This is a genomic window from Flavobacterium bomense (genome assembly GCF_003970355.1).
Genome location: NZ_RYDJ01000004.1, coordinates 14187 through 27820 on the forward strand (window position 1 = coordinate 14187; position 13634 = coordinate 27820).

13 protein-coding genes are annotated in these 13634 nt (G+C 32.9%); 4 read left to right on the top strand and 9 right to left on the bottom strand.

Annotated elements, in window-relative coordinates:
* Positions 1-3 precede the first annotated feature (3 nt).
* The 6 genes from EKL98_RS05145 to rsfS form a co-directional block, all read right to left on the bottom strand.
* Positions 4-273, bottom strand: coding sequence for an acyl-CoA-binding protein (locus tag EKL98_RS05145; RefSeq protein WP_126561710.1), 270 nt, complete (start codon positions 271-273; stop codon positions 4-6).
* Entirely contained in the window at positions 273-926 is a 654-nt protein-coding gene (locus EKL98_RS05150) for a phosphatidylserine decarboxylase family protein (protein ID WP_126460552.1), read from the bottom strand. Before EKL98_RS05150 ends, EKL98_RS05145 begins: the two co-directional genes overlap by 1 nt.
* Positions 916-1806, bottom strand: a complete 891-nt coding sequence (locus EKL98_RS05155) for a phosphatidate cytidylyltransferase (protein WP_126561711.1) — start codon at positions 1804-1806, stop codon at positions 916-918. The genes EKL98_RS05150 and EKL98_RS05155 overlap by 11 nt, the downstream gene beginning before the upstream one ends.
* Before the next feature lies 1 nt (position 1807).
* On the bottom strand, positions 1808-2410 hold the full coding sequence (locus EKL98_RS05160) for an LUD domain-containing protein (protein WP_126460560.1): 603 nt from the start codon (positions 2408-2410) through the stop codon (positions 1808-1810).
* 114 nt (positions 2411-2524) lie between these two features.
* A complete protein-coding gene (gene ftsH / locus EKL98_RS05165; protein WP_126455818.1) occupies positions 2525-4450 on the bottom strand; it encodes an ATP-dependent zinc metalloprotease FtsH in 1926 nt (641 codons plus the stop codon).
* A gap of 19 nt (positions 4451-4469) precedes the next feature.
* Complete coding sequence (rsfS, locus tag EKL98_RS05170; protein ID WP_126455820.1) at positions 4470-4841, bottom strand: ribosome silencing factor; 372 nt, start codon at positions 4839-4841, stop codon at positions 4470-4472.
* 75 nt (positions 4842-4916) lie between these two features.
* Between rsfS and EKL98_RS05175 the strand changes: the two genes are divergently transcribed.
* On the top strand, positions 4917-5666 hold the full coding sequence (locus EKL98_RS05175) for a biotin--[acetyl-CoA-carboxylase] ligase (RefSeq protein WP_126561712.1): 750 nt from the start codon (positions 4917-4919) through the stop codon (positions 5664-5666).
* Between the two features lie 238 nt (positions 5667-5904).
* On the opposite strand, the gene EKL98_RS17555 is transcribed toward EKL98_RS05175, so the two are convergent.
* Positions 5905-6045: a hypothetical protein gene (locus EKL98_RS17555; protein ID WP_158614915.1), complete on the bottom strand. Its 141-nt coding sequence runs from the start codon at positions 6043-6045 to the stop codon at positions 5905-5907.
* A gap of 591 nt (positions 6046-6636) precedes the next feature.
* Here EKL98_RS17555 and EKL98_RS05180 point away from each other — a divergent pair.
* Genes EKL98_RS05180 through EKL98_RS05190 form a run of 3 tightly spaced genes read left to right on the top strand, consistent with a single transcriptional unit; the run spans position 6637 to position 12246 of the window.
* Positions 6637-9726 (top strand): SusC/RagA family TonB-linked outer membrane protein, encoded by a 3090-nt coding sequence (locus EKL98_RS05180; protein WP_126561713.1) that lies wholly within the window; start codon positions 6637-6639, stop codon positions 9724-9726.
* A gap of 12 nt (positions 9727-9738) precedes the next feature.
* Positions 9739-11145, top strand: coding sequence for a SusD/RagB family nutrient-binding outer membrane lipoprotein (locus EKL98_RS05185; protein WP_126561714.1), 1407 nt, complete (start codon positions 9739-9741; stop codon positions 11143-11145).
* A gap of 36 nt (positions 11146-11181) precedes the next feature.
* A complete protein-coding gene (locus EKL98_RS05190) occupies positions 11182-12246 on the top strand; it encodes an alkaline phosphatase D family protein (RefSeq protein WP_158618320.1) in 1065 nt (354 codons plus the stop codon).
* Positions 12247-12564: 318 nt separating this feature from the next.
* Here EKL98_RS05190 and EKL98_RS05195 read toward each other — a convergent pair whose 3' ends face one another.
* Together EKL98_RS05195 and pyrE are read right to left on the bottom strand one after the other, a co-directional pair.
* Positions 12565-12957: an SRPBCC family protein gene (locus EKL98_RS05195; RefSeq protein WP_126460566.1), complete on the bottom strand. Its 393-nt coding sequence runs from the start codon at positions 12955-12957 to the stop codon at positions 12565-12567.
* Positions 12958-12990: 33 nt separating this feature from the next.
* Positions 12991-13632, bottom strand: coding sequence for an orotate phosphoribosyltransferase (gene pyrE, locus EKL98_RS05200; protein ID WP_126460569.1), 642 nt, complete (start codon positions 13630-13632; stop codon positions 12991-12993).
* Between the last annotated feature and the right edge of the window lie 2 nt (positions 13633-13634).

The window sequence follows — 13634 nt, forward strand, 5'->3', positions numbered from 1 at the left end:
ATACTATTTTTTTAACAAAGAATAAATAGTTTCTATGTATTGTTTTTTGGCCTCATCTGAGGTAAGGTGGCTGATTTGCATCCATGCATTGGTTTTAAAAGCACCTCTCAAATGGTAAGTAGAAGTTTGTTTTAGATCTAAAGTTCCAAAAGTAGCTTGTTTGTAAAAGGCATAAAGTCGCAATTGAACATCTTGCGGTAAAGATGCCTGTGTCATCGATGAAGCTATTTTTACAGCTTCCAGAAATTGTAGCTCTAATTCTTTTTCATTCATTATCTTTTGGTAGCAATAATAGTTTTACCTCCAATTGCCTTTTGATTCAATTCAACATTAACTTCTGTTCCTAATGGTAAAAAGAGATCTACTCGTGAGCCAAATTTGATAAAACCGGCATCAGTTCCCTGAATAACCTGCATTCCTTCTTCAGCGTAATTTACGATTCTTCGGGCTAAGGCTCCGGCAATTTGACGGTATAGTACTTCACCAAAGGTTTTATTTTCGATGACAATTGTAGTTCTTTCGTTTTCCTCGCTTGCTTTTGGGTGCCATGCTACTAAAAATTTCCCAGGATGGTATTTGCTGAATTTTACAATTCCGCTCAATCCATAACGGGTGACATGCACATTAATGGGCGACATGAAGATGGATATTTGTAAACGTTTGTCTTTAAAATATTCGCTTTCATACACTTCTTCAATAACCACAACTTTACCGTCTACTGGCGCAAGAATTTGGTTTTCAGTGATGATTACGGTTCTTTTTGGATTTCTGAAAAATTGCAGTATGATGATCAAAAGCAACAGCGCTGCTATTTGTATGGCCATTTTGAGCCAGATGGTGTCTATGAAATTATCAGACAATAAGAGCACAACGGCAGTAAAAATAGTGCCTAATAAAATAGATTGGGTTCCTTCTTTATGAAACATAGTTTAAAATTTGATAAAATAAAAATATAATTGGTGCTACAAATATAACACTATCTAGTCGATCTAGGATGCCTCCGTGACCAGGCATTATTTTTCCGCTGTCTTTGACATCGGCAATTCGTTTGAATTTAGATTCAATTAAGTCTCCTATAGTACCTGCAATTCCAACAATAACAGCTATTGAAGTCCAGATTAGTATGGATCGTTCACTAAATTCAGGGTTGGCTTTTATGTAGTACTTTGAGATCAAATAACCGGCTAAAATAGCAAAAATGATTCCGCCTAAGAACCCTTCAATTGTTTTTTTGGGCGATATTTTTTCAAATAATTTGGTTCGGCCTATTGATTTCCCAATAATATAAGCAAAGGTATCATTAGTCCATATTAAGATGAATAATCCAATTATAATTTTGGGATTATAGTCATTTATTCCAAATGAAATTTTAGTAATAAATACAAAAGGTAATATGATGTAACCTAGTAAATACAAGTATTTTGATGAAGTGCTTATTTTTTGAATGTTATCATAAAATAAGAAAAGGATACATTTTATAGATACAACTAACGCTATAACCAATAAAACAACATCTAGTTGCTGTATGTTTATTGAAATTTCTAAATTAGAATTAAATAGCTGATTGAGGGTATCCGTAGTGATTTTATTATAATGGCTTACTAAAGTAACAGCTGTATACAAGGTTGCACCAAAAAGAACCGGTAAAATTTTATGTATTTGAATTAAATTACAAAATTCATAAATGGCAATAAGTAGAAAAATACCAAAAAGAATAAAAAAGCTTTCAGTAGAGTATAAAATAGAAGCAAGTAATAATAGGATATAAACAGCTCCCGATATACCTCGTTTTAGAGTTTCATTCATCTTACAGATCTTCTAAAAGCAATAAATAAAGATTTTTTGCAGAACTTCCGTATTGCGTGAAGTCTTCTTCTTTGGCTTTTTCGAAATATTTTATAGTAGTAATATTAGTAGGGTAGTCCCTTTCATATTTCTTTTTTATAGCGCTAAGTCCATCGCTTTTGGCTTCAAGAATTTGACTTGTATTTGCTAAAATTATAATGTTTGTGGGTAATTCGTTTGGTTTGTCTTGCTTAATTTGTTTTGAAGAAAACAATATAGATCCTTCTTCAGAAATTAAATTTTCACAACTGGCCAGTAAAAATGAAGGATTTTTTGGTTTAGAGAAACTTAATTTATTATCCTCAAGCATACTGAAAAGTTCTGGTTCATAGCATAAAACTTCACTTTCGAACCAGTCATTCTCTTCAAGAATATTTTCAAAGTGTTCTTTTACTTCCTCTGGATTTTCACAGTATAAAAACTTACCTCCATTTTTTTTAAAATTACTGATAAATTTTTCATCTATAGAGATCGTGCTATCAGCATTGGTTTTACTAAATTCACTTTCTTTATCTTCCTCAGAAGCCGGATTAATTGAACCAAAAATTTTTCTAAAAAGACTCATATCGCTGTCAACTACTTTAATTTATTACTTGAAAACGTTCAAAGATAAAAAAATCTTAATTCAAAAGTAGTTTTTGAATTAAGATTTTAAAAATAATTAAATATTTAGATGTTTCTAAGACACTACTTCTTCAAGATTTTTATCAAATGTTCTTTTTCCGAATATAGCTTCTAAATCATCTTTAAAAATAACTTCTTTTTCGATCAAAATATTTGCGAGCTGATTCAGTTTGTCTTTGTTATCCTCTAAAATCTGAATGGCTCTTTGGTATTGGCCTTCAATTAGTAATGATATTTCTTCATCAATAACTTTAGCCGTTTCTTCAGAATACGGTTTAGATAAATTATATTCGCTTTGTCCAGTTGAATCATAATAGGTAACATTTCCTATTTTTTCATTCAAACCATAAACCGTTACCATTGCACGAGCTTGTTTGGTTACTTTTTCTAAATCACTTAGCGCTCCTGTCGAAATTCTATTGAAAGTTACTTTTTCAGCAGCTCTTCCACCCATAGTAGCGCACATTTCGTCAAGCATTTGGTCAGGACGTACAATTAAGCGTTCTTCCGGCAAATACCAAGCGGCACCTAAGCTTTGTCCTCTAGGAACAATTGTTACTTTTATTAGTGGTGCTGCGTGCTCAAGCATCCAACTAACTGTAGCGTGACCTGCTTCATGAATAGCGATTGCTCTTTTTTCATCAGGTGTTACAATTTTATTTTTCTTTTCCAGACCTCCTACAATTCGATCAACTGCATCAAGGAAATCTTGTTTGTCAACTGCTGTTTTGTTATGTCTTGCTGCAATCAAAGCGGCTTCATTGCACACATTAGCAATGTCTGCGCCTGAAAATCCTGGTGTTTGTTTGGCTAAGAAGTCAGTGTCTAGTCCTTCCACTTTTTTCAATGGCTGTAGGTGTACTTTGAATATTTCTGCACGTTCACGAATATCGGGTAAGTCAACAAAAATTTGTCTGTCAAAACGTCCGGCACGCATTAAAGCTTTATCCAGTACATCTGCTCTGTTTGTAGCGGCTAGAACTATTACATTTGAATTTGTTCCAAAACCATCCATCTCTGTCAGTAATTGGTTTAATGTATTTTCACGTTCGTCATTTCCTCCGGACATGTTGCTTTTTCCTCTGGCTCTACCTACGGCATCAATTTCATCAATGAAAATGATTGCAGGAGATTTTTCTTTGGCTTGTTTGAACAAATCACGCACACGTGATGCGCCCACACCTACAAACATTTCTACAAAATCAGAACCGGATAAAGAGAAGAACGGTACTTGAGCTTCACCAGCTACGGCTTTAGCCAATAATGTTTTACCGGTGCCTGGAGGTCCTACGAGTAAAGCTCCTTTTGGTATTTTTCCTCCCAGGTTGGTGTATTTTTCAGGATTTTTCAAAAATTCAACAATTTCTTGAATCTCTTCTTTCGCTCCTTCTAAACCAGCAACATCTTTGAAAGTAGTTTTAATATCTGTTTTTTCGTCAAATAGTTTTGCTTTGGATTTTCCAATATTAAAAATTTGGCCACCACCACCACCGGCTCCACCAGACATTTTTCTCATGATAAAGATCCAAACGGCTATAATAATTATAATTGGCAATAAACTGATTAGGATATCTGACCAATTACTTTTTGCCAAGAAATTAAAATCGTTTAATTTACCTTTGGCAACTGCTTCTTCCAGCTTTTTTTGAAATATTTGATCATTACCAATGTTAAAAACGTAATGTGGTCCTTTATTAGGTCTGTCAAAAACATCTTTCGAAACTTTTTTGTGTGCTGCATCTTTCATTGCTGCCGCATTCAGAAAAACTTCAGCTTCGGTTTTGTTGTTTACAACAACTTTATCGATCTGACCTTTCTCTAAGTAGTCGTTAAACTTAGACGAGGTTAATTGTCCGGGTTCATTAAGACTGGAGCCATTAGTTATAAAACTTATAAATAAGAAAATTAATAATATTGCAGCGTAAATTAGCCAAGGGCTTACTTTAAACTTATTCGGATTTGGATTATTTTCTTTAGCCATTACTACGGATTATGTGTCTTTAGTATTTGTTTTCTATAGTTGTTATTTTAGCATCGCCCCATAAACTTTCGATGTTGTAGTACTCTCTAATATGTTTTTGAAATACATGAACCACTATATTCACATAATCCATTAATACCCATTCTGCATTATCAGTTCCCTCAACATGCCAAGGCTTGTCTTTTAATTCTTTTGAAACTGTTTTTTGGATAGAGTTGACTATTGCATTTACCTGCGTGTTTGAATTTCCATTACAGATTACAAAATAGTCGCAAACTGCAGTGTCTATTTCTCTTAAATCAAGGATAGTGATATCATTCCCTTTTACTTCTTCTATCCCTTTAATGATGTTCGCTAATAGAACGTCATTATTTATAGTCTTTTTCGCCATGAATTATTTTTAATATAAGTTTGTAAAGTTACCATTTTTTGTGATTATTTTTGAACCTTAACACAATATTAAATTATGTTTCACAAAAAAACGTATAGTAAGGTAATCAAACTCGATGCCATAGATTCTACAAACGAATTCCTTAAAGGGTTATCGAACAAACAAGAGCTCGAAAACTTTACTGTTGTTACCGCTGAGAGTCAAACAAAAGGAAAAGGACAAATGGGAGCTGTTTGGGTTTCTGAACCAAGTAAAAACTTAATAATGAGTATTTTGGTTAAGGATTTTTTAGCAGATATTTGTCAGATTTTCAGCTTAAATATTTTGGTTTCACTTGCTGTAATTGAGGTTTTAGAATCGCTTAGGATTCCTGATCTTAGTATCAAATGGCCTAACGACATTATGTCATACAATAAAAAAATAGGTGGCATTTTGATAGAGAATAGCATCAAAAGCGACGGAACAATTGTTTCTATTGTAGGTTTGGGACTCAATGTAAATCAAACTAATTTCGAAAATTTAGCAAAAGCTTCTTCTTTGGCCGTGATTTGTGCAACTGAATTTGATAAAGAAGCACTTCTTTCTACTATTGTTACATCCTTAGAAAAAAATAGAGCATTATGGAATCAGCAATCCAGTACTTCTTGGAACAAATACACAAACACATTATACAAAAAAGGTATTCCTATGGCCTTTTCAGCTCATAATAACGGTAACTTTATGGGAATTATTCAGGGCGTTTCGGTATCTGGGAAACTTCTGGTTCTTCTGGAAGATGATCGTGTCGTTGAATTTGACATCAAAGAAATTCAAATGTTGTATTAAATGTGAAAATTCATAAAATAAAATTTACTCCTAAATAGGGTTTGCTGAAAAACTCAGAGACCCGTTTATTCTAGATTTTCATAAAAGATATAGTTATGATTTTCGTTTAAATCACACCTGTTTTGGTTTTGGTCAATTTCTAGTATTACCCTTTTTGATAAACTCTCGAATATCATAACTATCAGACTGGGGTATCACTCCTGCTAATTTGACTAGGTTGAGCACTAAAAATATGCTGTTAATCCATTAAATGACTTCCTCTATTGGGATTTTCATCATTGCTTGCTGAATCCGAATCGTCTTTGGGTTCATTCTTTTTCTGTTCCTGTTTAGTTTTTATAGCAATAATTTTCTCCGTGATTGGATTGATAACATCCAAATTTAAATGCTTTCGGAATGTTACAAATAAAGAAGCATCAAATGGAGGCACTTAGTTTCTCAAATATTGCTATATCTAATTGAAGTGTAAATTAATGTGTGTTTCTCAGCAGACCCTAAAGATTCATACTTTTTCACTTATGATACAACTGCGGAGTGATAACTTCTAATTCTTTGATCTGGATGTTGTCTCTCACAACTCAACTAAAAGATTTCTCATAAAAAAAGCTCGGTTATAAATTTTACGTACTTGTTACATAAGTTAAGATAAAGGTTCTAATGTTATCCAATTGTATGAATAAAGTTAGCAAATCCACAATTAAACTTTAATTAAAATATTTTTTTGTTTTTATCTGTTGAGATAGAAACAAAATTACAATCAAAAAATAAAACACAAGACACTTTAAAGCTATATAGATGAATATTTTAAGACCTTAATAAATTTTAACACACACTACCGAAAGACTCATAAATCAATTATTTAACAGTATATTTTTTTGTTAATAAATGAATATATTTTGTTAAAAGTATCATAACATACGCCATACATCTTACGAGTAAGTTTGCCCTCAAAAATCAAACTTCACAAAAAATGAAAATCTTAGGAAAAAAATTATTGTTTTTTTTATTTGTTTTTTCTGTTCACTTAATTAATGGACAAACAAAAACAATTACTGGAAAAATAACCGATCAGTCGGGGCTTCCATTACCAGGAGCTATTATTATGGTTAAAGAGACCAAATTGAGCTCAATATCAGATTTAGATGGAAACTATTCCATTAAAACTGAAAATGGAAAAACTTTAGTATTCTCTTTTATGGGTTTTAAAACTAAAGAAATTTTAACTTCTGAAACGTCTAAAATAGATGTGGTATTGGATGATAATTCATTGGCTTTGGGAGAAGTCGTAGTAACTGCTTTAGGTATCAGAAGAGAAAAACGAGCTCTTGGATATGCTTCTCAAGAATTAAAATCAGATGATATCAATAAAGTCAACTCCACTAATTTTGTTTCCAATTTATCAGGAAAAGTTGCCGGTGTTCAAATAACAGGTTCCGGAAATGGGATTACAAGCTCTTCCCGAGTGGTGATTCGCGGCGATAAATCGTTAAATATCAATAATAACAGTCCATTATTTGTTGTTGACGGAATACCGATAAATAACAATACGTATGGAGTTGGTGGCAGTTCAACCAATCAACGTGATTTACCAACGGATTATGGTAATGGGGCATCAGAAATAAACCAAGAAGATGTAGAAAGCGTGAATGTATTAAAAGGTGCAGCGGCATCTGCCTTGTATGGATCAAGAGCAGCAAATGGAGTTATTGTCATTACTACTAAATCAGGTAAAAAAAATAAAGGTCTTGGTGTTTCCATCTCTTCCTCTTTCATGACAAGTGAAGCGCTAAGATTACCTGAAATTCAGGAGATTTACGGTGCAGGATCAAAATTAACCTATGATCCAGGAGCAGATACTAATTTAGGTCCTAGATTAGATTCCGGATTGTCTATTTTACAAAACGGAAGTCCAGGTTATTCTGTTGGTCAAGGAGTAGCACTTCCTTTCCAATTCAGATATGATTTAAATGACTTTTTCAGAAAAGGAAATTCAATTTCTAACTCAGTATCCATAACTGGTTCAGATGAGAAAACTAATTTTCGTTTGAGTTACGGAAAAACTACAAGTGAGGATATTGTCCCAAATTCAAATTTAAAAAGAGACAATATTAGTTTGAACTTAAACCATAAAATTTCAGATAAATGGAAAGTAATAACGATAGCTACTTATACAAAAAGCCGTAGTGACAATACTCCTGTAACTGGATATGGAAGTCAAGGGCTTATGTATAATTTATTATGGAATCATACCAATGTTGATTTAGACTGGCTTAAGGATTATTGGATTGTTAAAGACGTCAAACAAAACAGGATGTTCAGCTGGGGAGACAATCCTTTTAAAATTGCTTATGAAAACATTAATGCCTTTAAAAAAGACCGTCTATTTGGTAATATCGCTTCAACGTATGATTTCAATGAAACCCTTTCTTTAATGGTTCGAATGGGAATGGACAATTCCAATGATTTCCGCTGGTCACGAAGACCTATTGGATCTTCCAGATATTCACAAGGAATGTACCGTGAACAAAGTATCACTTTTACGGAGTACAATTCAGACGCTTTACTTACTTACGATCGTACTTTTGGAGATTTTTCAACAAAGTTTTCTGTAGGTGCAAACCGAATGAATCAATACACATCTGAAGGTAAAATTGAAGGACAAGGAATCAGTATTCCCGGAATTTACAATTTACAAAATATTAATGTAATGCCTATACAATCCAGAAATATCTATAAGAAACGTATAAATAGTACGTATGGAATGGCAAATATTGGCTATAAAAACTATCTTTATTTAGATCTAACCGCCAGAAACGACTGGTCTTCTACACTTCCGGCAAATAACAATTCTTATTTCTATCCTTCAGCATCTTTAAGTTTTATACCTACATCATTGTTTGAAATGAATAAAAACATTGATTTTTTAAAATTTAGAGCAAATGCCGCATCTGTAGGAAATGATACTGATCCGTATCGTCTAGTAAAAACGTATGAAAATGGAGCTTTAGCAGGTACATTAACAAATCCAAGAACTATTTTAAATAGTAATTTGAAACCTGAAATTGCAACATCCTATGAAGTAGGGGTCGAAGCTCAGTTTTTCAACAGAAGAATAACACTAGATGCTAGTTATTACATTACAAACTCCAAAAATCAAATTGTAGGTTTAGATGTTTCACAAGCAACCGGATCTACATCAAACGTAATCAATGCAGGAAAAATTCAGAATAAAGGAATTGAAATAGGCTTAGGGTTTACACCTGTTAGAAGTGAAAATCTAGAATGGTCAATTAATGCTAACTTTAGCCAAAACAGAGGAGTTGTAAAAGAATTAACAGAAGGAATTAGCAGTTATATAATTGCACAAGGTCCTAACGGTGGAACTGTAGAAGCTCGTGTAGGGGAAAGAATGGGAGACATGTATGGTAGAGGTTATCTTAGAAGTCCTGATGGTCAAGTTGTTTTTGATAATACTGGCTCTCCAATTTTAGACACTCAAATTAAAAAAATCGGAAACTACAATCCAGACTGGATGCTGGGTCTTTCTACTAATTTAAGGTTTAAAAATGTCACTCTTAATGCTTTATTTGATGTAAGACACGGCGGTAAAATTTATTCAATGACAAATGCGATAGGAATGGAAAGTGGCATATTAGACGTTTCATTACCAGGCAGAGAAACTGGAATTGTTGGTGATGGTGTGGTACAAAATTCAGATGGTTCGTACAGTCCAAATACAACAGTCATTAGTGCCGAAAACTGGTATTATTCAAATGCTTTTCGTCGTGATAATATTGAAGCAAATTCATTTGATGCTTCTTATGTAAAATTGAGAGAAATAAGCTTGAACTATAGATTTCCACAAAAGTTAATTAAAGCTGCAAATATGCAAAATATAAGCATTGGCTTAGTAGGAAACAACCTGGCTCTTTGGACAAAAGTGCCTAATATCGATCCGGAAACTCAATCTATAAGCGGAGGAACATTATTACCAGGATTTGAAGTTATGCAACTTCCATCTTCAAGAAGCTATGGTGTAAAACTAAATGTTTCATTCTAAAAAAAAACAATCATGAAAAAATTTCTAATATTCGTTCTATTATTAAGTGTTTCAATTTCTTGTACTGATCAATTCGAAGAAATTAACACCAACAAAAACCAGCCAACAGCAGCCCAACCTAAAACATTATTACCAAATGTCATTTTTAATTTAGCAAATGAAAATGTATCGAATGCTTTTGACTTTGGAGATATTGTGGCTCAATATGGCGGGAACTATGAATACAATGAGCTAGACATATATAATTGGGGAGCTAGCAGCCGTTTCTGGAATATGTATAAATGGCTTAACGACATCAATGATATTAAAAAACAAGCCATTGTATTGAACAATAAAAATTATGAGGCCGTATCTTTAATATTAGAATCCTATGTAATAAGTGTAATTACGGATACGTATGGCAATGTCCCTTATTCGGAATCATCAAAAGGAGAAGACGGAATTTTGAAACCAGTGTATGATTCTCAAGAACAGATTTATACAAAAATATTTGAAAATTTAACTACTGCTAATTCCATAATCGAAACGAGCAAATCAATAGAAGGTGATTTATTGTTTAACGGATCCATGTTGAAATGGAAAAAATTCTGCAATTCACTTCATGTACGATTGTTAATGCGTGTTTCTAATAAGACAGTTGTAAATACGAAACTAAGTGAAATCATTTCGAACCCGGCAACCTATCCCTTATTTGCGTCAAACTTAGACAATGCAAATTACAAGTACACTGGTGTTTTTCCAAATATATCTCCTATGACTGATGGAATAAACCGATTGTATGGTTATAATATCGTTATGCCTTCAACCCATATCGTAAATACATTAATCACGAACAATGATCCGCGTCTGAATGAATGGATCGATCCAATTGCTGGAACCAATAATTATAAAGGGGTTCAGCCAGGTCTTGCTTTAGATCAAATTGGGGAACCAACAAAATACTCCCGTAGAGCCGAAGATTATTTTTATACAAAAACTAAAATAACTTCAATATTCATGACTTATAGTGAGTTAAATTTCTTGTTAGCCGAAGCCCGTCAACGAAATATAATTACTACCGGAACTGCCCAGGTGTATTACAACACTGCTGTAGAAGCATCATTTAATCAATGGAGTGTGACTATGCCTGCTAATTATTTAGTCACAACGGCACCTTATAGCGCCACCAATGATGTGTTGTATACACAGAAATGGCTGGCTTTATACCACACTGGTGTAGAAGCTTGGATAGATTGGAAAAGAACTGGAAAACCAAGCTTTATTCAAGCTGGTCCTGGAGCTAAAAATGGGGGTAAAATACCTAGAAGAATAATGTATCCAAGTATAGAGCAATCCGTAAATGCCGAAAATAATAGTGCTGCAGTGAAAGCAATCGGAGGAGACAACATTAACAATAAAATTTGGTGGGATAACTTTTAAGGTTTTATGACAGAACCAATTTTAATAAAAAAAACGATGACAAATTTCAATAGATTATTAATAATACTGCAATTATTTATATTAACAAACAGTATTTTTTGCAACGCTCAAAAAAATGAGAATCAAGGGACTTCACTCGATGAAAGTTTCAAAATCGCATTTGGATCTTGTGCCCATCAGTACAAAGATCAGCCTATGCTTTTGAACGCCGTGAAGCTAAATCCTGATTTATTTATTTATCTTGGGGATAATATTTATGGAGACACTCGAGACATGAATTTATTAAAAAATAAATATGAAAAATTAGCATCCAAAGTTGAATTTCAAGAATTAAAAAAAAGAACTAAAATTTTATCGGTTTGGGACGATCATGATTTTGGAGAAAACGATAAAGGAAGGCACTACCCTTTTAAAAAAGAGTCTAAAGAAATTTTTATGAACTTTTGGGAAGTTCCTCAAAACTCTGAAAGAAGAAACCATGAAGGTATTTATGGTTCCGAATATGTAAAACTAGGTGATAAAACACTTCAGATAATAATGCTGGACACAAGAACTTTTAGAGATAATTTATTAAAAAATGAGCCTAAAAATTCAGTTTATAAAAATGACTATATTCCATATAGTAAAAAAGACAGTACGATTCTTGGAGACAAGCAATGGAAATGGCTAGAAAATGAATTGTCGAAAAAAGCAAATATCCGAATCATTGCCTCAAGTTTGCAATTTGGACATGAGTACAACGGGTATGAATCTTGGACAAATATGCCTCATGAACAAACAAAATTCGTTGATTTAATAGACAAAACCAAAGCCAACGGAGTTGTATTCATTTCGGGAGATGTTCACTGGGGTGAGATTTCAAAAATGAATACAAAAAACACGTATCCATTGTATGATGTTACCTCAAGCGGGATAACCCAAACATGGACTAGTACTGAATCAAATAAAAACAGAATTGGCGGTGTTATTATCCAAAATAACATTGGCTTAATAGAAATTTTCTACAAAAATAAAGTGCCATTGATAAAGCTAAACCTATTTGACAAAAATGGTATTGTGAGTAATCATAATTTTTTTCTATCAGAAATTTCATTCAATTAACGGGAATTATCTCTTTATGAGTAATTGATCAAAACATATTTAGATTATTATAATAAAAGTAATTTATCTCAAAATTACAATAGCTAATGACAAAGCGTTTAAAAAACCTAATCATTAGCTATTTTTTTTGGTAACTATTCAGCCTATTCTAAAAAAAAAATAGTTATTAACAATTTTAACTTTCTGTTTTTAGAAAAACAACTTTATTTTAAACAATTGTTTTTTAGTACATAACAAAAACATTTATTATAGAACAATCTGATTAGCTTTTTGTCATGTACTTAAAATATTATTATATTGTTACTACTTAAACAGTTTTTACAATTTATTCATATTGGCTGCTAAAGTTTCTATAAATTTTCCAATTGGTCCTTTTATCATCATGGCCATCATAGGGTTAAATTCTCCTTCAAAATCAAGTTTTACAGCACTGGATTGCTCTGTTATAGCCTCAATATTTGCTATAAGAGTAAATGGAAGTTTGTCACTTGCAGCTCCCAAAACAATTTTTACAGGCGCTACTTTTTCTTTCATTTTAAGTTTGATTTCGGGCATGCCTTTTAATCCAAAAATAAATGCATCATCACCAATAACCTCAAATTTAGCAATGTTTTCAGGCATTAGTTTTTCAAAATTTTTTACATCGCTTAATAAACCAAATAATTCTTGAGCGGATTTGGGTACAGTAACTTTTGGACTTTCTAAGTTCATGTTTTGTAGGATTTTGTTTTTATTTTTTTAAACTTAAATGTTCCAGGTAGACGGATTTACATTCCATTCTCTTAAAGTTTGTTCTTCTTCTTCAGTAATGTATCTTTTGGCTACAGCCAAATTTAATAAATTTTGATAATTGCTTAAAGTGTATAAATCCACATGTGCGCTCTTGAAATTAGTTTCAGCTACATCAAAACCATACGTAAATATCGCGGCCATGCCCTTGACATTGGCTCCTGCTTCGCGCAACGCTTCCACAGCAAGTAAACTACTGTTTCCGGTACTGATCAAATCTTCCACCACTATTACATTTTGCCCTTTTTGTAAAAAACCTTCGACTTGATTTAGTCTCCCGTGTTTTTTAGGTTCCGGACGCACATATACAAACGGGACTCCTAAACTTTCAGCAACCAGCATACCAATTCCTATTGCTCCAGTGGCTACACCGGCAATAACATCTGGTTTACCAAATTGTTTCTGAATATTCTTAGAAAATTCATCCCGGACATAATTTCGTACCGCTGGAAATGAGAGTATTAATCGGTTGTCACAATAAATAGGCGATTTCCATCCAGAAGCCCATGTAAAAGGATTTCTTGGATTCAATTTAATTGCATTTATTTGCAAAAGAAATTCGGCTGTTTTTTCGGCTGTATCTTTATTAAAAATCATAG

Coding starts and splice junctions, on each gene's coding strand:
- EKL98_RS05150 (WP_126460552.1), bottom strand. CDS start 926: ATGTTTCATAAAGAAGGAACCCAATCTATTTTATTAGGCACTATTTTT.
- EKL98_RS05160 (WP_126460560.1), bottom strand. CDS start 2,410: ATGAGTCTTTTTAGAAAAATTTTTGGTTCAATTAATCCGGCTTCTGAG.
- EKL98_RS05185 (WP_126561714.1), top strand. CDS start 9,739: ATGAAAAAATTTCTAATATTCGTTCTATTATTAAGTGTTTCAATTTCT.
- EKL98_RS05190 (WP_158618320.1), top strand. CDS start 11,182: ATGACAAATTTCAATAGATTATTAATAATACTGCAATTATTTATATTA.
- EKL98_RS05175 (WP_126561712.1), top strand. CDS start 4,917: ATGTTTCACAAAAAAACGTATAGTAAGGTAATCAAACTCGATGCCATA.
- EKL98_RS05195 (WP_126460566.1), bottom strand. CDS start 12,957: ATGAACTTAGAAAGTCCAAAAGTTACTGTACCCAAATCCGCTCAAGAA.
- pyrE (WP_126460569.1), bottom strand. CDS start 13,632: ATGATTTTTAATAAAGATACAGCCGAAAAAACAGCCGAATTTCTTTTG.
- rsfS (WP_126455820.1), bottom strand. CDS start 4,841: ATGGCGAAAAAGACTATAAATAATGACGTTCTATTAGCGAACATCATT.
- EKL98_RS05155 (WP_126561711.1), bottom strand. CDS start 1,806: ATGAATGAAACTCTAAAACGAGGTATATCGGGAGCTGTTTATATCCTA.
- EKL98_RS05145 (WP_126561710.1), bottom strand. CDS start 273: ATGAATGAAAAAGAATTAGAGCTACAATTTCTGGAAGCTGTAAAAATA.
- EKL98_RS05180 (WP_126561713.1), top strand. CDS start 6,637: ATGAAAATCTTAGGAAAAAAATTATTGTTTTTTTTATTTGTTTTTTCT.
- ftsH (WP_126455818.1), bottom strand. CDS start 4,450: ATGGCTAAAGAAAATAATCCAAATCCGAATAAGTTTAAAGTAAGCCCT.